16 protein-coding genes, 2 pseudogenes and 1 riboswitch are annotated in these 22,085 nt (G+C 37.6%); of the genes and pseudogenes, 4 read left to right on the forward strand and 14 right to left on the reverse strand.

What is annotated here, in order from left to right:
- Window positions 1-73: 73 nt before the first annotated feature.
- Window positions 74-1,045, forward strand: coding sequence for a DUF1385 domain-containing protein (locus tag PSR12_RS14985; RefSeq protein ID WP_050779473.1), 972 nt, complete (start codon window positions 74-76; stop codon window positions 1,043-1,045).
- Between the two features lie 35 nt (window positions 1,046-1,080).
- Here PSR12_RS14985 and PSR12_RS14990 read toward each other — a convergent pair whose 3' ends face one another.
- From PSR12_RS14990 to PSR12_RS15015, 6 genes are all read right to left on the reverse strand, one after another.
- Entirely contained in the window at window positions 1,081-1,815 is a 735-nt protein-coding gene (locus PSR12_RS14990; RefSeq protein ID WP_274769577.1) for an ABC transporter permease, read from the reverse strand.
- Complete coding sequence (locus tag PSR12_RS14995) at window positions 1,812-2,537, reverse strand: ABC transporter ATP-binding protein (protein WP_274769579.1); 726 nt, start codon at window positions 2,535-2,537, stop codon at window positions 1,812-1,814. The genes PSR12_RS14990 and PSR12_RS14995 overlap by 4 nt, the downstream gene beginning before the upstream one ends.
- Complete coding sequence (locus PSR12_RS15000; RefSeq protein WP_274769581.1) at window positions 2,527-2,994, reverse strand: DUF3021 domain-containing protein; 468 nt, start codon at window positions 2,992-2,994, stop codon at window positions 2,527-2,529. The genes PSR12_RS14995 and PSR12_RS15000 overlap by 11 nt, the downstream gene beginning before the upstream one ends.
- 10 nt (window positions 2,995-3,004) lie before the next feature.
- The gene (locus PSR12_RS15005; RefSeq protein WP_221680417.1) at window positions 3,005-3,445 is read right to left on the reverse strand and encodes a LytTR family DNA-binding domain-containing protein; all 441 of its coding nucleotides are present in this window, start codon (window positions 3,443-3,445) and stop codon (window positions 3,005-3,007) included.
- A gap of 426 nt (window positions 3,446-3,871) precedes the next feature.
- Window positions 3,872-4,798 carry an alpha/beta hydrolase fold domain-containing protein gene (locus PSR12_RS15010; RefSeq protein ID WP_274769583.1) on the reverse strand — a complete coding sequence of 309 codons (927 nt, stop codon included), beginning with the start codon at window positions 4,796-4,798 and terminating at the stop codon, window positions 3,872-3,874.
- A 487-nt stretch (window positions 4,799-5,285) separates the two neighbouring features.
- Window positions 5,286-5,762, reverse strand: coding sequence for a hypothetical protein (locus PSR12_RS15015; RefSeq protein ID WP_221680150.1), 477 nt, complete (start codon window positions 5,760-5,762; stop codon window positions 5,286-5,288).
- Between the two features lie 461 nt (window positions 5,763-6,223).
- Here PSR12_RS15015 and PSR12_RS15020 point away from each other — a divergent pair, with 461 nt between their 5' ends.
- The gene (locus PSR12_RS15020; protein WP_274769585.1) at window positions 6,224-9,184 is read left to right on the forward strand and encodes an S-layer homology domain-containing protein; all 2,961 of its coding nucleotides are present in this window, start codon (window positions 6,224-6,226) and stop codon (window positions 9,182-9,184) included.
- 115 nt (window positions 9,185-9,299) lie between these two features.
- Here the strand turns inward: PSR12_RS15020 and PSR12_RS23915 are convergent, their stop codons facing one another.
- From PSR12_RS23915 to PSR12_RS15035, 4 genes and pseudogenes are all read right to left on the reverse strand, one after another.
- Window positions 9,300-9,425: an IS3 family transposase gene (locus PSR12_RS23915; protein ID WP_081456929.1), complete on the reverse strand. Its 126-nt coding sequence runs from the start codon at window positions 9,423-9,425 to the stop codon at window positions 9,300-9,302.
- A 411-nt stretch (window positions 9,426-9,836) separates the two neighbouring features.
- Window positions 9,837-11,618 (reverse strand): annotated as a pseudogene (locus PSR12_RS15025) (vitamin B12-dependent ribonucleotide reductase); the annotation flags it as partial.
- Window positions 11,619-12,017: 399 nt separating this feature from the next.
- A pseudogene (locus tag PSR12_RS15030) lies at window positions 12,018-12,815 on the reverse strand (ribonucleotide reductase N-terminal alpha domain-containing protein); the annotation flags it as partial.
- 200 nt (window positions 12,816-13,015) lie between these two features.
- A complete protein-coding gene (locus PSR12_RS15035; RefSeq protein WP_004231074.1) occupies window positions 13,016-13,795 on the reverse strand; it encodes a lipoate--protein ligase family protein in 780 nt (259 codons plus the stop codon).
- 261 nt (window positions 13,796-14,056) lie between these two features.
- On the opposite strand from PSR12_RS15035, the gene PSR12_RS15040 reads away from it, so the two are divergent.
- Window positions 14,057-14,443: a rhodanese-like domain-containing protein gene (locus tag PSR12_RS15040; protein ID WP_004231073.1), complete on the forward strand. Its 387-nt coding sequence runs from the start codon at window positions 14,057-14,059 to the stop codon at window positions 14,441-14,443.
- Between the two features lie 588 nt (window positions 14,444-15,031).
- Window positions 15,032-15,108, forward strand: a riboswitch (glycine riboswitch).
- Between the two features lie 165 nt (window positions 15,109-15,273).
- Complete coding sequence (locus PSR12_RS15045; protein ID WP_221680147.1) at window positions 15,274-16,611, forward strand: amino acid permease; 1,338 nt, start codon at window positions 15,274-15,276, stop codon at window positions 16,609-16,611.
- A gap of 33 nt (window positions 16,612-16,644) precedes the next feature.
- On the opposite strand, the gene PSR12_RS15050 is transcribed toward PSR12_RS15045, so the two are convergent.
- From PSR12_RS15050 to PSR12_RS15065, 4 genes are all read right to left on the reverse strand, one after another.
- Window positions 16,645-17,610, reverse strand: a complete 966-nt coding sequence (locus PSR12_RS15050) for a glutaminase (RefSeq protein ID WP_009370192.1) — start codon at window positions 17,608-17,610, stop codon at window positions 16,645-16,647.
- A 69-nt stretch (window positions 17,611-17,679) separates the two neighbouring features.
- Window positions 17,680-19,095 (reverse strand): M20 family metallopeptidase, encoded by a 1,416-nt coding sequence (locus PSR12_RS15055; RefSeq protein WP_221680146.1) that lies wholly within the window; start codon window positions 19,093-19,095, stop codon window positions 17,680-17,682.
- 19 nt (window positions 19,096-19,114) lie between these two features.
- Entirely contained in the window at window positions 19,115-20,335 is a 1,221-nt protein-coding gene (locus PSR12_RS15060) for an MFS transporter (RefSeq protein ID WP_221680145.1), read from the reverse strand.
- 304 nt (window positions 20,336-20,639) lie between these two features.
- On the reverse strand, window positions 20,640-21,941 hold the full coding sequence (locus PSR12_RS15065; protein ID WP_221680144.1) for a hypothetical protein: 1,302 nt from the start codon (window positions 21,939-21,941) through the stop codon (window positions 20,640-20,642).
- Window positions 21,942-22,085: the final 144 nt, after the last annotated feature.

Below are 22,085 nucleotides of genomic sequence, written 5' to 3' on the forward strand. Positions count from 1 at the left end.
ATGTACGTTTAGTGTAGCCATATAGAAAATTTACTATGCGTAACGGTAGAGGTTTTTCACTAAATTTAGTACAATGGTACAGTTGAAATATATAAAGAGAGTGGTGTTAGCCTTGAGCAATTCACCTGTATACGGGGGACAAGCACAATTAGAGGGTGTGATGTTCGGAGGAAAGGAACATACTGTTACAGCCATTCGTCGTAACGATGATTCCATTGATTATTATCATTTCAAAAAAGTACAAAAACCTTTTTTACAAAAGCTTAAAAAAATCCCATTTGTACGAGGCGTGGTCGCACTGATTGAATCCGCTGGCTTAGGCTCTCGTCACATGCAATTTGCTGGGGATCGTTATGATGTGGCACCTGGTGAAGAGGAAGATCATAAAGAAGAAGGCTCTAAACTTCAAATGATACTAGGCGTTGCTGTAGTAGGTATTCTTTCCTTTTTATTTGGAAAATTTGCCTTTACATTAATTCCTGTTTTTATAGCTGATTTTTTCTCAAAATGGATTGAAGGAAAAACGGGACAAATTTTACTAGAAAGCGGTATTAAACTATTATTACTGCTAGCCTATTTATATTTTATCTCGTTAACGCCCCTCATTAAACGAGTATTTCAGTACCATGGTGCAGAGCACAAGGTGATAAATTGCTATGAAGCTGGATTAGACATTACCGTAAAAAATGTTCAAGCTCAATCACGCCTACACTATCGTTGCGGTAGTAGCTTCATATTATTCACAGTGTTCGTCGGTATGTTTTTATATTTCTTTGTGCCTACAGATCCACTGTGGCTTCGTATTTTAGATCGTATCCTATTAATTCCTGTTGTTCTGGGGATCTCATTTGAAGTCTTACAAGCGACAAATGCCTGCCGTAATATTCCAGTGCTACGCTTCCTTGGCTACCCTGGCTTATGGCTCCAATTACTTACAACTCGTGAACCAAAGGACGATCAAGTAGAAGTAGCGATTGCTTCCTTTAATATGCTACGCCAAGTAGAGCAGCAACCTGAAATCGCTGCGACATTAAATCATGATTAATCAAAAAGGCAGCCCAACGTCGGAGCTGCCTTTTTTCATTTTGAACGGCCTTGCATTTTCCGTTTAAACATAAAGATGGCGAGAATTGTCATAATTACCGTATAACCAATGATGACAATAAGTGAATAAAACACATGAGCATACTCTGCATGTAGGATAGCCCTAGCTGCATCGACTGCGTGCATGAAAGGTAAAAGCTGCGCAATCTTTTGAAATGTTCCACCAATCATATCTAATTCGAACCATGTTCCACTTAACCAAGTTGTCACATTAACAAAGATGGCAAATATCCCTCCTACCTGCTTATCTGTAAATAATGTCCCAAATAATAAACCAAAACTAATATAGAGTGGTGAGATCATTAGAAGTACAAGGATTAAAAAGAGGATCGACTTATTAAATGGCAACCCTAATAACATGGCGGTAGCTAAACAAACAAAAATTTGTAGCAGGGCTATTGGTAGTAAAGGTATCATATACCCTAAAATGTAATCAGCAGCAGACAAAGGAGAAACAAAAATCCTCATTAAAAAGGATGAGCTTTTATCTTTTCCTAGTAACATTCCTGAAAACAGTGTGAGAAAAGAAAAACTAAATACAATGACGCCTGGTGCTAGATTATTCATTTCATATAAAGCAAGTGGCATATTTTTTTGCATAACAGAAAATAAGCCTAATAAAAGAATTGGTAAGCCTATACCAAATAATAAAGTGATTGGATCGCGGACAATCTCTTTATGATTCCTTGTTGCAAACGCAGCTATCCTCACAATAACACCTCCTCTGTTTTTTCCAAGAATACTTCTTCTAAAGAATGCTTGCCTGTTTCAGTGATCAATTGTTGTATCGTTCCTAGTGCACATATTTGTCCATGATGCATAATTCCTACACGATCAGCCAAAGCCTCTATCTCTTCTAAATAATGGGAGGTCAAAATAATCGTGACATGTCCTTTTAAGCGCTTCAATGTGTTCCATACATCATTCCTTGCCCGTATGTCCATCCCTAAAGTCGGTTCATCGAGGAACAATACCTTTGGGTTTGACATTAGGGCCATTGCTACACTTAAACGACGCTGGTAGCCGCCTGATAGTGTCTTAGCCTTGTCATGCTGATGTGGTGTCAGTCCGAATAAGGCCATTTTGTCATATACTTGTTGTTGTGCTTTTTCTTTTTCAAAGCCATAAATCTGACTGAATAATAATAAATTTTCATATACCGTTAAATTAGGTGCAACCGCCGTTTCCTGGGGCGAAATATTAATCACTTGTTTTACAGCCTGTGTATTTTGCACAATGCTTTTTCCATCTATTGTGGCATCCCCCTCTGTAGGTGAAAGGAGCCCACACAACATTTTGATTATGGTTGTTTTGCCAGCGCCATTTTGTCCTAAAAGAGCAAAAAGTTCACCTTGATGGATTTGTAAATTTAATTGATTAACGACTACACGCTCTTTATAAAGCTTTGTTAAATCTATTATGTTAATCATCATGCTCTTCACCTCGATTAGTCAGAATCGCATTAATTTTTTCTATGTCACGCTGTGAAAATCGATATTGTAAAACCCATGTCACAATATAAGTTCCGAGAAAGCTGGCTACGAGAGAAAAAACATTCGCTATTGTTTTTGGCATCCATAGTAGCGTTACAATCGGTATCCAAATCATTGCCGTTATGAAAAAGTGGACGAAATATTGCTTCAACATTCCCCAGCTAGCCATTTCAAAAATAAGTGCTGCAAGAGCAAAGGCAATGCCTATGACACCCGTTAATAGAATTTGAGTAATAATTGCACTTATTTCATCTGTAAAGTAAGTACGAAATTCTGGCACCACCCAAACATAGTTTCCTTGCCCTATGCCCATCGAGACAAAGAATTGCACAATTTGTCCCATTACTATACCGATCAAAAATCCACCAATAATACGTGTTAAAATGTCTTTTCGCATATTTATCACCTCAGATTCCTAATTGCTTCTTTATTTTGCTTACATAACGCCTAGAAGCGTATGTTTTCGTGCCATTCTTTAATTCAACTCCGATTGTACCTGTTCTACTAATGTCCATATGCTTGATCATGTAGCGATTAACTATTTCAGCATTTGAAATACGGAGAAACATTTGAGGATTGAGCTTTTCCTCCAGCTCATAAAGACGCAAACGTACCGTATAAACACCGTGAATACTCTGGACACAAACCTTTTTTTGCTCTGTATAAATACGCACGATCTCCTTACTATCGATCAATTCAACACCTTTATGGGAGAAAGCTAATAAAGTGCTTTCCGCTGTCGTAGTAATAATTTGTATAAGATGCTCAATGTCATCAGTCATTTTATCTGTGAGAATGATTACTTTGGGTTCTTTATATGTAGGGTCAATCGATACTTCCACCTTCATATGATCACTGTCCTTTCTACGCCTCACTATAAATTTTTCCATACATGTTGTAAATGGATTATCGACAACTGGTCGTTATCAAGGAATAAGTGGTCAATTTAAAAGATTTTTTTGAACAATAAAAAAACTCCCCTCTAGATAGGCCTATCCAAGGGGTTAAACGTACAAGTTAGCTTACTTAGAATGTTTTTTTACTTACTAGCAAGGCAGTAAAAACACCCATCATATTCGGGAGCTTTTAAAATATTGGAGGTAAACTCTAATATTTTCCCAAATCAATTGCAATGATTGATTGTTTTGAGACACCAACTAATTTTGACAAATCCTTCTGCGATTTCTGCAAACATCTACAGATAAATAAACCTTGCTAAAAATGTACATAGAAAAAACGTATTTTGAATGGGTCAAAACACGTTTTTCTGTGAATTATTTACTTAGGATATTTATAATTTTCTGTTGAGCATCCACTGCCTCAGGGATTGGCATCACAACAAACACATGATTCATCTTAGGATAAACAAAGGTAGTGATCGCAACACCTTGGTCTGTTAGCTTTTCATCAAATTGTATTGCATCTGGATATAAGCTTTCGTGAGTCCCAATAAAATGAGTAATCTTGCTAATCCCTTGAAAATCACCGTAAATAGGACTAATCAATGGGTCCTTCAGAGCTTTATTAGCTGCCCATATCTTTGTTATGACTTCCATTCCTTCACTAGCTAACATGGGATCGTTTTCTTCATATTCCTGAATAAGTGGATTTTCTAAACTCATATCAACACATGCCGACAATAAAATAATATCTTGCGGCTGAGGAAGATTGTCCCGCTTCAACTGTTGTATTAGACCGAGTGCTATATTTCCACCTGCTGAATCTCCTATAATGGTTAATTGATTGGAGCTTTCAATAGATGCTAGAATCTCTTTATAGAAACTGAGCATTTTTGGGTACGTATCTTGATAGTTAAAATGAGGTACTTTTGGATAGATAGGCGCAATAACTTTTGCATTTAAGGCTTGTGCCATTTTATCCATGAACAACCAGTGTAAATTTAAAGGTTGATTTGTCCAAGCTCCACCATGTATATAAAGAATCACCATTTGTGATGAAGACTTTTGGTCATTTAAAATAAAAACCTGCATATCCTCAAATGTTTGCTCCTTCACCTCGCTTAAAAGATTGACATCCTCCCCAATCACATAGGGGTGAATATTTTCTGTTCCTCTTTGCTTAATAAAATGTTGAGCATTTTCAATACTAGAAAAGCTCTTTTTATTACTTTGTGAAAACAATAATTTTTCAAATTGCACACTCTCTACAGATCGTTCTCCATTAAAAATTTCTATACTCATGTTTTTCTCTCCTTTTATTGTTCATTCTGTTTCCAAACATGTAATGATTAATAAAGTGATGTGCCAAACCACTAAAACTGAGTATCGATGATGGTAAAATGCATTTTTTTATCGAACTTTATTTTAATTCCACATTTTGAAGAATACTCCTTCCAAAATCTATCATCAAATAAAAAGACCTTCCTGTTGTCAAAAAGCTGCCATTTTGAAACAAAATGACAGCTTTCGATTAGGTATCTATTCCATCCAACTACCGCTATATTATTGGATTTTAATTTGAGACGAGTAACTATACCTATACCCTTTTCTAACCTCTTCCACCCTGTGAATAAGGCTAATCAATTTTGTCTTGATAACATGTAGATAGTTAAGATTAATCATCCTGAAATAATTTATCTACTTTTTTTGATAAATTTCTACCTCATCTTCTGATAACGCTTGATTTTCCTCTGCATCTATTATGTGGAGTTCCATCATTCAGAGTTAGCTATACAAAAGCGACACGTATGTATTCCTCGTTCTTTAAGCTTTCAAGGTGATGCAATTCAAGGTCTTCCATCGTAATACGACGGCTTTTTAGTTTTTTATCATAATCCCCTGCCCAAAACCTAATTAATTCAGCTCCTTGCTCTGGTTGTATATGTTCCTTCAAATAACTTAAAAAATCTTCTAAAAATTGAGGACCCCAATTTCCCTCGATGCCGTATACAAAGGATTTTTCATTATAAAGCCCTAAGTCATAAGGTGGATTATTCCATTGGAATATATTCAAATTTCCAAAAGCCGATTCATCTGCTGCATGTAAAACTCGTGCATCATCATCCATCAGATGCCACGGCTGTGTTGGTGTACTCTCTGTAATTGGATATAATTTTTTTAATTCTCTTACTGTTATTTCAGCAATTCCTGTACAATCAACTGTTTGTAAAGAACTGTTCGCCACTAGGACAGAATATAACGTCATATGCTTGTCTCCTTAAGCTTTAATAAATGAAACTCAAAATATTCTAAGCAAATCAATAAACTAACCTGCTCCACATACATTATAGTGAATTTAACATAAATATCCAAAAAAAATCATCTCGTTCTACAAATCTAGCTAGATGATAGGCTCTCTCTATTCCCTCAAAAAAAACAAGGAGTAGCAATCGAAATGATTTCTTTTTTTATTTTTCATGATTGTTTTAATAATTAAAAAATCTGATAAATTATTGAATAACACGAAAAGATTACATATTCAAATATAAGTATGGATTAAATGTATTTATTAAAGACTTGTAAAACTCTTCTATCTAAATAGGAAAATTCATTATTTTTTTGAGAGTTATTTGAGAGTTTGTTTATTTATAATAACTTTGTTAATGAATCCTCATTATAAAAAAATATAAAACGAGGCATTATCCTATTCGGAAAGGAGAAAAAGTTATGAAAAAAAGCAAAGAATTATTGATAATGACAATTTGTATGTTATTACTTAGCTTGTTTCCTGTAAATTCTGTAGGAGCAGAAGAATCACAAATTGAAGAGCCGATAGCGCCGGAAGAATCTCAACCAGAAGAGATGATAGTTCCGGAAAATGTTTCCTATGCGAGACATGAAAAAGTTGGTGATGATATCTTCCTTGGAGGAAAATATATTGAGATGGGGATTTCAAAAGGTGGTTCGTTTGGAACGGAAAGTGCAGCCCCAATAGGTTTCCATCCTACTGGACGTGAAAATTTAGGATTTACAGTAGATTCTGATGGGTTTGATAGTGGGGAAGCAATGAGTAGTGGCGATTATTTCTTACCTGGAAGTCCCTACGAAGGATTTTATGTTGGTTATAAAGAAAATGATGATAGCACAAAATTATTTTTAAATGCAAATGCTTTAGGATCTATGGAGATTCTAATGAGCACTAATGAAGATTTATCGACAGAAGATAATTTAGTAGCAAAAACGAGTGGGGTAACATCTGATGGTGCATTAAAAATAGAACAAACTGTTTCATTTAAAGCAAATGATAAATTCTTTAAAGCTACAGTTAAAATGACGAATATGACAGATAGAGTACTTTTAGATGTACGTTATATGCGTTCTGTAGATCCTGATATTGACGCGGATAAAAATGATAATTTTGATACTATCAATTCGGTTCCATTTAACTATCCGAATGATGCTAAATCTGTTGTATTATCGAAGGGTCCTATTACTGGGAATGCATTGATTTTGATGTCTACAGATTCTAAATCACGCGCATCCATTGATAGTTCCAACCCATTTGATCCAACTGCATTTAATGATGACGGTAAAGTAGCCGAAACAACAAATGATTCACAGATTAGTTTAACTTTTGCTGTTGGTAACATGAAACCTGGTGAAGCTAAAACAGTTGAGTATTTTTATAGTTTAGATAGCAATATTGAACAGACTTTAGAGGATGTTGAAAATAATTCAACGCCAACTGTAAGCAATAATGCAACATTAAGAGACTTAACAGTTAATGCTTCAACTGTAGCAGAGTTTGAATCTCAAAGGGAAATATACAACGTAGAATTACCAGCAGGTACTACTACGGTTCCAGGTGTAATGGCAACTGTCGCAGATAAGGATAAAGCGAATGCTGTTGTGACAAATGCAACAAGTTTACCAGGTACAACAACAATTGTTGTCACAGCAGAAGATGGGATTACAACAAAAACATACAAAATTAATTTTACGGTTAAAAATTTAACACCAACTTTAAGCAATAATGCAACATTAAGTAATCTAACTATTAACGCCTCATCTGTAGCAGAGTTCGAATCTCAAAAAGAAATATACAATGTTGAATTACCGTCATACACTACTATGGTTCCTAAGGTAATGGCGACTGTCGCAGATAAGGATAAAGCGAGTGCTGTTGTGACGAATGCAACAAGTTTACCAGGTACAACAACAATTGTTGTCACAGCTGAAGATGGATTTACAACAAAAACATATAAAATTAATTTTACGGTTCAAAAATCAAGTAGCAATGGTGATACATGGACGCCAAATTCTATCCCTGCAACAACTAATCCAAGCTCGACAACAACGAAAATCCAAGTAGCATTAGAAATTGATGGTAACCATCCACTTGAAAAAACAACAGTGGAAATTGAACGCACTAAACATGCCAATGGTGAAATGACAGACTTCGTCAACTTCACACCATCGCAAGCATTAGAAACTGTAGAAAAAGCAAAACAAATTGGCAATAACATTGCACGTATCGTCATTCCTGATGTGAATGATGAGGTGGATAAAGTAACAGTAGAAATTCCAAAGCAATCTCTACAAACATTACGTGACAATGGTTTATCACTAGAAATTTCAACAGTAAATGGTCATATTGCAATTTCACATAGCTCAATGGAAGGCCTTGACGATAACTTCTACTTCCGTTTAGTACCAGTGAAGAAAGAAAGCGAGCGTCAAGCGATTGAAGAACGCGCTAAAGTAGAAAAAGTTGTCCGAGAGACACTACAAAGTAACGATTGGGGTGTGGTAGCTCGTCCAATGACAATAGAAACAAATATGCCAAGTCGTCCAGTACAAGTAACACTACCACTAAGAGATGTAAATGTACCAACAGAAGCAGCAGCACGTCAAAGATTCTTAGAGCAACTAGCCGTCTTTATTGAACACTCAGATGGTGAGAAAAAAATGGTCTTTCCTGAAGTCGTCACAATGGCAAAGGGTGAGCTTGGTCTACGCTTCACTGTAGATAAGTTCAGTACGTTTACCATTATTCAATTTGAAAAGCCAGAGGTAAGCGAGCATGATGCTTATATTAAAGGATTCCCAAACGGCACATTTGGTCCTGATAAGAATGTTACACGTGCACAAGTAGCGATCATGATGGCTCGTATTTTAGGCTATACAGAAGGACAAGCATTGAAGAAAGCACCGTTTAAGGATGTAGCCAAAAACCATAGTGCTGCAGGAGCAATTGCCTTTGTAAAAGAACAGGGCATTATGAATGGTGATAACAATGGTAACTTCCATACAAATGCCAACATCACACGTGCTGAAATGGCGGCAGTCGTAGCCAACTATAAACAGCTTTCTGTAGAAGAAGGGGCAGCGATTACATTCAAGGATACAAAAGACCACTGGGCACAATGGATTATTGAAGCAAACCGTACTGCAGGCATCATCAATGGTCTTGAGAATGGAAGCTTTGCACCAAATGCTGCTTTAACACGTGCACAAGTAGTCGTAATGATGAATCGCATGTTTGAACGTGGTCCATTAAACGGCGTCACAAAACCAAGCTTCCCAGATGTCAAAGCAACACATTGGGCATTCAAGGAAATTGAAGAAGCCGCAAACTCTCACTCTTATATAAAAGATACAGTTGGAAAAGAACAGCTTTCAGAATAGAAAAAGCCAAATACAAGAGGCTAAAAACAAAAAGAAAAAATGTTAGACCGCTTGTATTGGTAGTGACTCCTTAAAGTTAGAGTTTTATTTATGCAGCTAATTGGCTGGCATAAGTTCAGTAAAATACTGAACTCATGCCGGCCAATTTTTGTTTAATTCGATCATTATTATAGTAATCGATATACTTTTCTATTTTCTTCTTTAATGTTTTGTAGGATATTAATTCTTCTCCGTAATACATTTAGCCAAAGAATTCTCCATGGCCGCATTGTCTGCACACGTTGCTTTACGAGACATGCTTGGGAAAATCTTATTTTGCTTTAATGTTATCACCCATAAAATGATGTTGATTGTGCCACCCCTAACTTGAATGAATTGCTGCACAAAATCATTTTCATTTAGTTTATTTAATATATCTAACAACACTTCTTTTGGTTGGACTAAGCTTCCCCGTAGCTCAATAAAAGTCTCTTAATTGAAGTAATTTGCATCTAAAAAAATTCTTCTTGTTATATAGCCAATTTTAGATGTTCTGTTTGTGTTAGACATGAAAAACACCCCTTTAGATAAAATATCTAAAGAGGTATTTCTTTGCCATTATATAGATCGCAACTTTATTTCAAAGCCACAACAAATTAATTTAAAATATTATTTACAGGCCACATTTCAACTGTGCGCCACAGTTTGTACATGTATTACAGCCGCCCATTTCTTCGACTGTGCCTTTACGGCATACTGGGCATGTATTCCCAACGTCTGAGCCAATAACAGTTGTTGACTCTAACGCTTGAATCGTATCTACTAATACGACTGGACGTTTTGTATGTTCTTCAACCAATTCCTCTTCAAATGAAAGTTGATCCATATCATTTTCTTCTGCTTTTAGTGTAAGAACTTGTGAATCACGGCTACCGTCAACATAGACCGTACCACCTTTAGCGCCACCTTTATATAGTCGCTCGTACACTTTTTCAACTTGCTGTACTGTATAGCCTTTTGGTGCGTTTACAGTTTTAGAAATAGAGGAATCGATCCATTTTTGAATAATACATTGCACATCAGCATGCGCTTCTGGTTTTAGCTCCATTGCTGTAACGAACCATTCTGGAAGCTCTTGCTCATTTACTTCTGGATGACGGTTCAAATATTCTTGGACAATTTCAGCTTTTACTTCAATGAATTTACCTAGACGACCAGAACGATAGTACGTGAAGGAGAAGTATGGCTCAAGACCTGTTGCTACCCCTACCATTGTTCCTGTTGACCCTGTTGGTGCAACAGTTAATAGATGTGAGTTTCGGATACCAGTCGCTAAAATTTGCTCTTTGATATGAGCAGGCATTTTTTGCATAAAGCCTGTCTCTGTAAAGGCTTTACGTAAACGAGCTGTTTCTTTGTCTGTAGCACCTACTAAGAATGGGAAGCTACCACGCTCTTTCGCAAGCTCTGTAGACGCCTCATACGCAGTTTCAGCGATTGTTTTAAAGATTTCATCGACTAACGCATTACCTGCTTCTGAACCATATTCTTTTTCACAGTAAATCAGTAAATCGGCTAAGCCCATAACGCCTAAACCAACACGACGTTCACCAAGAGCTTGTACACGATTTTCTTCTAAGAAGTAAGGTGTCGCATCAATCACATTATCCTGCATACGAACACCAACACGAACTGTTTCACGTAGTGCTTCGTAATCAACTGATTGATTTTCTTTATTCGCAAACTGTGCTAAATTCACAGCAGCTAAGTTACACACAGAATATGGTGCAAGTGGTTGCTCGCCACATGGGTTCGTCGCTACAACACTTTGACCATATGCCTTTGCATTTGTCATGTCATTGGCGTTGTCGATGAAGAAAATACCTGGCTCTGCCGAGTATGTTGCACATACATTAATTAAATTCCATAACTCTTTTGCTTTAATTGTACGGTATGTGCGGACTTTATAGCCCATTTTCTCCCATTCACGAACATCACCAACTTCATGCCATTTCGTGTTGTAAACGCTCATTTCTTCCTTTGTATATTCTTCAACGGCTGGGAAACGAAGCTCGAAGTCAGCGTCTTTTTCAACTGCTTCCATAAATTCTTTTGTTAATGTCACAGAAATGTTGGCACCTGTTAAAAACTCTGGGTTATGAACAGTGTACGTGCCACCATCACGTAATTTATTTTCAGCCTCACGAATGATAGCTGTATCAAATCCACCTAAGCCTTCAATGTTTTTATAGTTCACGATGCCTTGATACATCGCTTCTTCTTGCATAGAAAGTGGCCTGAAGTTTAATTTTTCTTTGGCTAGACGGATGATTGTTTCATCCGTTGTATTTTCGATCAGGTAACGTAGAATACGTGGATTTTGCATTTTGGAAATAATAAACTCCACAATATCTGGATGCCAATCTGCTAGCATAATCATTTGTGCCGATTTCTTACGCGGGCTCGCTACACCCACTCTCTATGTCACCATAGAAGTTGAGACCATATCTTACATCTCATTAGATGCCCTCGCACTTCGGAGTGGCTTCACTCCTACTCTACTCACTTCCGCTAACTTAGCGTGTTTTCGATGGTCGTTGAACCTTCCCCTTTAAAAGGAGCTTGGCTGCTGATTGTCTTTATCCCACTGCTATTTTCAAGCATTCACGTTTACCGTTTCCGATTACGTTGTAGCTAGCAGTGCATTTATAATGCATTTTTTAACATTTTCATGTGGTTGTATCGCATCATAAACATCCATATTTCCCACCTCGATTAAAGTGACAATATTTCCGTTAAAGAGTTCCCAGCAATTCACGAGGTTTGTTTACGCAGAAGCACCTAGATTATGCTTACCTCTGCGGCTACCACCTTGTTCGACAAGATGAGTCAGCTTCGCAATATCATCTAACCATGAGACAGAACCAGATGATTTACCGTTTACACCACGAGCTAGCGTGTTGCGTGGACGTAAAGTTGAACCATTTGTTCCTACACCGCCACCACGGCTCATAATTTCCATTACTTGCTTACGATGATCACTAATCCCTTCACGAGAGTCAGCGACAAATGGCATCACATAACAGTTAAAGAAAGTTACATCTGTTTCAGAACCAGCTCCATAAATCACTCGCCCTGCAGGGATGAATTTTAAAGAGACTAATTGCTTATAAAATTTCTCAAACCACTCTTGGCGTTTTTCTGGTGTTTTTTCAACAGCAGCAAGGCCTGTTGCATTTCGTTTTGCAATTTGTTCATAAAATATCTCAAGAGGCTTTTCTAACACGTCAATTGAACGCGTAATCACACCCGTTTCTTGCTCTTGCGGATCGTCTAATGCGCTACGATAATCTTCTTCAATCAAAATCTCTGCTGTTTTTGTAGACATATCCAATTTTTGAATTGTCCCTAAACCACGTGCAGGAAATTTCGGATCAGCTTTTACCGTTAATACAACAAAGTCGCCGGCTTTCAATGTTTTCTTTTCTGTGTCTTTAAACGAATAGCGATCGATCATGACAAGTCTCGATACACCTTTGTGTGTAATATGCATATCAGATGTTACGGGGTGTACCTGCGGGAATTGTTCAATATCTTTGTTTAACTGTTCAAATTGATTGTTTACTTCGGGTTGATGATTTGTGAGTACCATCGTTTAGCCTCCCTTGTTTTCTTCATTACAAAATAAATACACAATATCTCGTGTTGTTAAACACTACATATTGTGTATATGTCTTTAAAAAAGATACTATATATAGTTTTTTAATTCAACTCTTGCTTTTTTTAATAGATTCAGAACTACTTGTTATGACTAGGATTGAACGTTAAAAAATATTTTTTTCATACCATTTTTTACTTTTTAAAGTTCCACTCATCTGAAGCATATTTTTTTTCTTCTAAAGCTCGGACATATTCTAATTGCTCCTCAGAAAGTGTAAATGGTTTTAATTCAATTTGCAACGATTTTGCAAAGCCATCTCTAAATGCTGTCACACATTGCTCAACTGTCACTGGCTCTTTTACAAGACTGTTGATGGCAACAGCCTTTTCTGGTAGCTTTCTACGCATACGATTTTTCGCTTCTTCACTGGAGAAATTAAATACGGATAATAATTTCTCTTGATCTAAATCTAATAAAATGGCGCCATGCTGTAAAATGACACCCTTTTGACGTGTTTGAGCACTTCCAGCTATTTTTTTCCCTTCTACGACAAGTTCATACCAACTTGGTGCGTCAAAGCAAACAGCACTTTTGGGACTCTTCAGGTCCGCTCTTTTCTCCTCTGTATCAGGTACACTAAAATAGGCATCCATACCCAGGTTATGGAAACCTTGCAAGATTCCCTCACTTAACACACGATATGCCTCTGTTACAGATTCTGGCATATTCGGATAGCTTTCTGTCACAATGACACTATAAGTTAGCTCATGTTCATGTAGGACAGCTCGTCCACCGGTTGGACGACGTACAAAACCTAAGCCTTGTTCACGCACAGCATCTAAATTAATATCTCTCTTTGCTTGTTGAAAATACCCAATAGATAATGTCGCAGGCTCCCACTCGTAGAAACGAATTACTGGTGGAATTAACCCCTCACTATGCCAATCAAGTAATGCTTCATCTAGTGCCATATTAAAAGAAGGACTACATTTCCCTGAATTTAAAAAATACCAAGTTGTCATATGTTCATCTCCTACAAATATAATGATCCATCAGGCCCCACCTGTGGGTCAACTTGAACGAATATTATGCTACAATTCAAATTGCGAACAATTGCTTGTGTAACGAAAAAGGCGAATTCGCTACAACCTAGTTAATTTTATCAAACTCATTGGACTATCGCTAGCGCATCTTTTATAATAATAGAGAAGATAGAAAGGGGTAAGAAAATCTTGGACATACTTATCACAATCGGTGTCGTTTTAGTAGTCACAATTGCATATATCGGAATTAATGCACTACGACTCAAAAAAGCCGTAACCAACCTAACACAAGAGCAATTTATTGAAGGCTATCGTAAAGCGCAGCTGATCGATGTTCGTGAGCAAAAAGAATTTGATGCTGGTCACATTCTTGGTGCACGAAATGTTCCTTCGACAACACTTCGTCAACGTTATAAAGAAATCCGCCCAGATTTACCAGTATATCTATACTGTCAAAATACAGGCCGTAGCTCACGTGCTGCACTATTTCTTAAAAAACGTGGGTACAACCAAATTTACCAACTTCAAGGTGGTTTCAAAACTTGGACAGGTAAAATAAAAGCAAAAAAATATTAATGCTCTCATCAAAAAAAGTCGTCTCAAAGTACTATGAGACGACTTCTTTTTTAAAAAATTCAGAGTTTCTACTATATTATATCTATTTCGAATGATGCTGTACGAGCTTCTTGTATACGAAGTCCTTGATCATGCATTAAAATAAAAAAAGTAATGCTACAAAACGCAATATAGTCCCCTTTTTGATACCAAGTCTTCTTTAAACGAGTTTTCACTACTTGAGTCGGGTCCTCATAAAAATGAGCGCTTTAATACTCTTTTGGAACGGCTTTCACTTCCGTCTGAGCGCTTTGACACCTTTTTGGAGCGAGTTTCTCATATGTTTGAACGCTTCGATAGCTATAACCGAGCAAGCTTCCAATAATCCACCTCATATTTAAAAACCCTTCACGAAACACTTTGTATAACCAAAAATACTATTTTTCGTTAGAGATATGCCAGTTATGAACCCTATTCTTCTATTTTTCTGAAAATAGCTAAAATTTATTGTTGAATAATTTTAGAAGCACTGTTAGGATGTATAATATCTTACAATAATAATTGATTATAAAGTTAATAAGCTATGAATGCTATGGATCAAACTATAGCAGGAGCAGTTCTGGAGAGAGCGCACATTGCGTCGCCGAAGGGTTCACTATCTCAGGCAAAAGGACAGAGGAGTAATACAGCTTTTATAAGCGATGCTACATAAAATATTTAACCTATTTCATGTAGACATCTGCGAGTAAATGGTATTTGTTATTCTGACGTTTTTCCGAGACTAGTGTCACAACTAGTCTCTTTTTATTTTTCCAGCCATAGTTTTTTATGCATCTTTGAGGGGGATTAACGTGGAACAGCAACAATTAAAACGAGATTTAAAAAATCGCCATGTGCAGCTTATTGCCATTGGTGGAACAATTGGAACTGGTTTATTTTTAGGCTCTGGGAAAGCCATTGCCTTAGCAGGGCCTTCGATCATCCTAGCTTACTTAATTGTAGGGACAGCGCTATTTTTTGTGATGCGTGCCTTAGGTGAATTATTACTATCCAATGCAGGCTACACTTCATTTACGGATTTTGCATCCGAATACATAGGGCCTTGGGCAGGTTATGTAACAGGTTGGACATACTGGTTCTGTTGGATTATGACGGCGATGGCAGACATTATTGCGGTGGGGGTTTATACACAATATTGGTTTGATATCCCACAATGGGTGCCAGCCATTGGTTGCCTCGTATTGTTACTACTACTAAATCTATTAACTGTTAAGCTTTTTGGTGAGCTAGAATTTTGGTTCGCTATTATTAAAGTTATTACGATTGTAGCGCTTATTATTATTGGTCTTTTTATGTTAGTAACTGGCTTTCAAACTAGTTCAGGAACAGTATCAGTTGAAAATCTGTGGGCACATGGAGGCATGTTCCCAAATGGTATATACGGCTTTTTAATGGCCTTCCAAATGGTTGTCTTTGCATTTGTTGGGGTGGAATTAGTGGGGGTTTCAGCAGCTGAAACAGCAGATCCTCAAAAAAATATTCCTTCTGCCATTAATAAAATTCCATTTCGCATTTTACTTTTCTATGTAGGGGCATTATTTGTCATTTTATGCATTAACCCATGGTATGAGATGTCTGCTTCAAGCAGCCCCTTTGTCCAAGTCTTTACATTAGCAGGTATCCCGATTGCTGCTGGTATTATCAATTTTGTTGTGCTTACTTCAGCGGCTTCAGCAGGTAACAGTGGGTTATTCTCCACAAGTCGGATGCTCTATAATCTTGGTAACAATAAACAGGCATCTCCAGCATTCGCAAAACTCAACAGAAACAGTGTGCCAAGTAATGCACTCGTTATTTCCGCTATTGTTGTATCAATTGGTGCTCTGTTAAGTAAGTTGATGCCAGAGAACGCCTTTAGTGTTGTGACGACAATCAGTGCAATTTGTTTTATATGGGTGTGGAGCATTATCATCATTTCGCACATCATCTACAAACGAAAAAAACGTGATTTACATGAAGCTTCCATCTTCAAAGCACCACTGACACCTTTTATCAACTACGTTGTGCTTGCATTTTTTGCCTTTTTATTAATTGTGATGTTTATTTCTGAGGCTACGCGTACAGCACTGCTGTTAACACCAATTTGGTTTATCGCTTTATTTATTATTTATAAAATGAAAAAAAGATGACTTCAGACTAAGCGCTGAAATCATCTTTACTCATTAAAAAATCGTCATATCCCATTCTGTTGCTAGCTGTTTTAGCAACTTTACACCTGCCACACTGTTTCCTATTGGATCAATCGCTGGTCCGTAAATTCCAATACCACAGCCAGTAGGAAACGGCGAGTGCAGGCCTGCATGCCCTGGAACAGCCGCAAGAATCGCGCCTGATACACCACTTTTGGCAGGAAGGCCGATGAATGCCGCAAACTTCCCTGAGGCATTGTACATACCACATGTCACCATCAAAGCCTTTGCTAATTTTGCCACTTGTTTAGGGAATAGCTGTTTCTTTAACAGTGGGTGATAGCCATCATTCGCAATAACTAGGCCAATCATGGCTAAATCTGATACATTGACTTCAATTGCACATTGCTTCAAATAAACCTCAAGCGCCGCTTCTACTGGACAATCTAAGAACCCAGAATCCATTAAGTAGTAGGCTAATGCTCGATTACGATTAGCCGTTTGCCACTCTGACTGGAATACTTCTTCATTGATACTTAATTGCTTTCCAATGATTTGTTCTAAAAATTGTAGAATCTTAGTGACCTTCTCTTGTGGAGAATGACCAGCCAACATGGAGGATACCGTAATAGCTCCAGCATTAATCATCGGGTTAAAGGGTTTACCTGGCTGATGACTTTCTAAGCGAATAATTGAGTTAAAGGTATCTCCTGTTGGTTCAACATCTACTCTTTCTAAAACATATGGTAAGCCTCGATCCATACAGGCTAAAATAAAGGTAATGACCTTGGAAACGCTTTGAAGGGTAAATAGTTCTTCGGTATCTCCCGCTTTGATTTCATGGCCTTCAGTCCCAACAATCGCCACAGCTAATTGGTTGGGATCTTTTTGGGCTAAAGCAGGGATATAACTAGCGCATTGCCCTTCTTTGGCAGTAGCACGATACTGTGATACCCACTGTGCTAAAAGTTGATGCTGATGATTCGGTTGTGTTGACATGTTGCGTTCTCCTTTCAAAATGAGGCAAAAACAGAGCCTCCATAGTTCTCCTATGAAGACTCTATCCTGTTAGCGCTTAGGTGGCTGTGTTCCATCTGGAATTAAAGATTGATATGTTTCACCATCAAGACGTTCTTGCCATTCCTTTTTCGCTTTTTCAATATATAGAGGATTATCCAGCAACGCTAAGGCTGTACAAGCCATAATTTTAGCAGCCTGTAGCATTCCTTTATGCGCTATTGGGGTAACTCCTTGAGACACTACCTGCCATGTATGTAATGGTGTCCCTAATGCCATGCATACAGTTGTACACTGCACGGTTGGTACGTTCCAGCTAACATCTCCAACATCTGTAGAGCCACCCATAATAAATTCAGGTAGCATGCCTGGAACATGATTAGCAATCACTTTTCCTTGTAATAGCTTGGCATCTTCTTTACGCAAGCCCACTAATGAAGCTGCTTGTACTTCTGGTGTAAACGTATTGAAAATAGCCTGCGCATACTGTTCATCCTCTATTGTATAGTCTGGCATACCGATTTCAAGTATTTGTTGATACATCACATCATAAAGTGTTTTATTTGTAATAAGATTCGAAGCAGCACCTTCAAACTCAATGTCCACTGACGTCCCTGTCATCATTGTGGCACCCTTTGCAATGTTCTCAACGCGCTGATAAATTTCCTGCACTTGCTGCTTTTTAGGTGCCCTAACTAGATACGTTACCTCTGCATACGGTTGAACTACATTTGGCGAAGTCCCGCCTGAATTAGTAATGGCATAATGCACACGAGCTTCTGGAATGATGTGTTCTCGTAAGTAGTTTACCCCAACATTCATAAGCTCAACAGCATCTAAAGCACTTCGTCCAAGATGTGGTGCAGCTGCGGCATGAGCACTTTTGCCCGTAAACTTAAACGTTGCTGCATAGTTTGCTAGAGAACTACATGTCATCACAGTCGAAAACGTACCTGGATGCCAAGAGATCGCGATATCAACATCATCAAAAAGGCCAGCCTTTGCCATATAAGCTTTACCAGATCCATTCTCCTCTGCAGGACAACCGTAAAAGCGGATTGTTGCTGACTGATGATTTTGCTCTAAATAATCTTTTACAGCAACAGCAGCTGCGAATGCGCCAGTACCTAATAAGTTATGACCACAGCCATGTCCGCTTCCACCATCCACAAGAGGCTCATGTTGTGTTGCCCCACCTTTTTGACTCAAGCCTGGAAGCGCATCATATTCACCTAAAAAGGCAATAACTGGCTTGCCAGAACCATAAGTTCCAACAAGCGCTGTTTCAAGACCAGCAACACCGACTTTTGTTTTAAAACCCTCTTTTTCTAGTGCCTGTTTCATATATTCCATCGATTTCTTTTCTTGAAAATGAAGCTCGGGCACAGCCCAAATCGCATCGCTTAATGCTACTGTAGCTTGCTGTTTTGCTTCAATTAACGTTGAAATTTTTTCATGATAACTCATATTTGTCCCTCCAATTTCATTATGCTTTTAACAATGTTCCTTTTTGGTCGTTTAGTGTGACAAGCGACACAATACAGATAAGTGCAAAGCCAATTAACATCCAAAAGGCTGCATCAAAGGAGCCATTAAAGGCATCAACCATAAATCCAATTGCCATTGGTGTAACAAATCCTGCTAATTGTCCACCTGTATTGGCAATCCCCATTGCAGAACCTGTGATAGAAGAAGGTAATTTCTTGAGTACAATAACAGGTAGTAATGTAATGACAAACGCAATAAATATCGACACGACTGTTTGGTAACCAATAAATAACGTCACTGTTTTGGCAGTAAACATTAAATACAATAAAAGACCAATGACTGCGCAGGAGATGGAGCCTAACACTTTCTCCATACCTTTTGGTAACTTATCAATGATATAGCCACTACCATATACACCAATTATCGTTGTAATGGCAGGTATTGTTTGTGCCCAACCAATAGACATTAAATCCAAGCCTCGATTTTTTTGAAGATATGTTGGAATCCAAGAAACTAATCCCCAGTTCACTGCATAAATACAAAAATAAGCAATGATTAAATTCCACATTAGGGGTGTTTTCAATAATTCTTTAAAATTCACTTTGTTCGTAGTATTTTCTGTTCCAGCTATAGCTGCCTCATCTTGTGGGAGTTTAATGTATTTCCAATATAAAAAGGCAATTATTGCTCCAATTGCCCCAATAATGATAAACATCATGCGCCAGCCAATTGTTCCTAATAAATAAGCAGCTAGTAAAGGGACGATGAGTGAAACAATGCCACCAGAAGTAAGCATAATGGACATCGCTCTACCTCTTTCCTCTTTTGGAAAAATCGTAGCAATAATTTTAGAGCTTGATGGCTGAAAACCACCCTCACCAATGCCAAATAAAAAACGAATCACAATCATCGCTGTTAAGGACCACGCAATAGCTGTTAGACCCGTAAAAATAGACCACATAATAACAGCCATCAATAAAACTCGTTTTGCGCCAAATTTATCGGCCAGCCAGCCACCCGGTATTTGCATAATGGCATAGCCTAAAAAGAAAGCGCTTAAAATAATACCCGTAGAAGATGCATCCAGTTGCAAATCCCCTGTAATCGAAACCACTGCATAGTTCATAATATAGCGATCTAAATTCCCTAAAGACCAGCCTAAAAATAAAAGTGCAAGGATGACATTTCTAGATTTCTTCGTTATTTCATTTGTTGTCATTTATATCCCTCCCATATATAGAAATCCTCTCTTTATTGCCACGACTACTCTTGAATATGCTTGCCCCCTTGTAAGTAAATCCCCTTTTATATACCGACATTTTCGTTATATATTCGTATAATAATCAAAGTTCAATAAAAAGACAAGATTTTTTTGAAAATTTCTAATAGATAATCGTCTTCGTAAATCCATATTATTTACCTAAATAACCGCTGAATTTAGTGATTTATCAGTATTTGAGGCTGCAAAAAGCATAAAAAAATGTCCCACACCATTTATTGGTTTGGAACATTTCTGTAATTTTTCAGACAAGTTGATACATTTTAATAGGTCTGCCTCGAGTATGCTGCAATTCTTCCCCACAAATTCTCGCCAAATCTACATTACATAAATCTGCTACGATTCGTTGGGCATTTCTCTCGCTCATTTGCAGTTGTGTCGCTAAATCCTTTGTCGTAAAATGCTTCCAATGCATTTTTTGTACAAGTGCATGGATTTTCATATAGGTTTTAATACTAATATTCCCTTTTTTTAGTTTTTCTAAAATATAAGGGTCTTCTGCTCGGTAGGAATATGATAGCTCTTCTACATTCCCTACTGATTCAATAATGGTGCCATCATCCTGTATCATCACGATGTCAATAGCCTCATTTTTCTTCGTCTGTCTTAGTCCTCGGTGAGCATGTAACTCAGCATTGAACACTGTTTGAGCAAAGCCAATGCCTGCTGTCACCTTTGTCTCCATTTCAATCGACAACTGATACATTTTTTCCTGTAAGAATCGTATTTGCCCTTCAATCGCACCCCTTGTACTAAAGATCGTATATTTGCCATTCCCCTCTTCAATAAGAGAACCATCAATCTGTTCACAGAGCTGTAGTAGATTTTCCTTCGTACGCAATTCTAAATATTGAATACGATAGCCTTGCTTCATGCGCTCTTTTAATGAATCGAAGTCCTTAATTTCAAGCATGACTGCTCCAATTTGTGTCTCTTTGTAATAGGACGTTTTGATCTTCTCTGTAAAAAGTTGAACTGTATGATAAATTTCTGTTTTTGTCGGGGAAACCCAATAAGATGGAACTCCTCGTTCCTTTAGCTCTTCATCTACAGAGGGATAACAAGTAATCGCAAAATCAATTTTGCCCGCCTGCCAAAGACTATAGTGGAAATCAAATAGCTCTTGTGGATCAATAGCGACATCAAATTCCTTTAGATACATATGATGGACATTATGCTGAATCTCTGCAAGACTTTCTGAAGCCATTTGAGAAGGCGAAGGAATAATATCGATACTAACATTTTCTATAAACTTTTTTTGCTGATAGGATTGCTCTAAAAAACCCCGATAAATAGCCGCTTCGGAAAAAATAATATGGGTCAATTTATCTTTGGATACATTCGTTTGACTGGCAAGCTTATAAGGGATGTAACCTGAAAACAACCAGAAATCGACAGCCTGATTGTGTGTCTCCACAAGATGCTTTGTTTCCGTCGCCACTTCATATATATACGGAATAAATTCCATATCCTGTTCGATTTCTCGTGCTAAGGCAATAATTCTTTCAACGGATTGAATGGGACCAACAACACCTATTTTATACATCTTTTGTTCCTACCTTCTTTGTGAAACTACAATCTTTATGTAAAAAATTTCTTCCCTTGTTGTACATAGTATAGCGGACAATCAAATTACTAGACAAATCTTATGTATAAAGAAAAGCCTCGAAAACTGTTCGAGGCCATCTGA

Source organism: Lysinibacillus sp. G01H (assembly GCF_028872195.1).
Classification (GTDB): Bacteria; Bacillota; Bacilli; order Bacillales_A; family Planococcaceae; genus Lysinibacillus; species Lysinibacillus capsici.

Coding starts and splice junctions, on each gene's coding strand:
- PSR12_RS14985 (WP_050779473.1), top strand. CDS start 74: ATGGTACAGTTGAAATATATAAAGAGAGTGGTGTTAGCCTTGAGCAAT.
- PSR12_RS14995 (WP_274769579.1), bottom strand. CDS start 2,537: ATGATGATTAACATAATAGATTTAACAAAGCTTTATAAAGAGCGTGTA.
- PSR12_RS15000 (WP_274769581.1), bottom strand. CDS start 2,994: ATGCGAAAAGACATTTTAACACGTATTATTGGTGGATTTTTGATCGGT.
- PSR12_RS15005 (WP_221680417.1), bottom strand. CDS start 3,445: ATGAAGGTGGAAGTATCGATTGACCCTACATATAAAGAACCCAAAGTA.
- PSR12_RS15010 (WP_274769583.1), bottom strand. CDS start 4,798: ATGAGTATAGAAATTTTTAATGGAGAACGATCTGTAGAGAGTGTGCAA.
- PSR12_RS15015 (WP_221680150.1), bottom strand. CDS start 5,762: ATGACGTTATATTCTGTCCTAGTGGCGAACAGTTCTTTACAAACAGTT.
- PSR12_RS15020 (WP_274769585.1), top strand. CDS start 6,224: ATGAAAAAAAGCAAAGAATTATTGATAATGACAATTTGTATGTTATTA.
- PSR12_RS23915 (WP_081456929.1), bottom strand. CDS start 9,425: ATGTATTACGGAGAAGAATTAATATCCTACAAAACATTAAAGAAGAAA.
- PSR12_RS15035 (WP_004231074.1), bottom strand. CDS start 13,795: ATGGCACTAGATGAAGCATTACTTGATTGGCATAGTGAGGGGTTAATT.
- PSR12_RS15050 (WP_009370192.1), bottom strand. CDS start 17,610: ATGTCAACACAACCGAATCATCAGCATCAACTTTTAGCACAGTGGGTA.
- PSR12_RS15055 (WP_221680146.1), bottom strand. CDS start 19,095: ATGAGTTATCATGAAAAAATTTCAACGTTAATTGAAGCAAAACAGCAA.
- PSR12_RS15060 (WP_221680145.1), bottom strand. CDS start 20,335: ATGACAACAAATGAAATAACGAAGAAATCTAGAAATGTCATCCTTGCA.
- PSR12_RS15065 (WP_221680144.1), bottom strand. CDS start 21,941: ATGTATAAAATAGGTGTTGTTGGTCCCATTCAATCCGTTGAAAGAATT.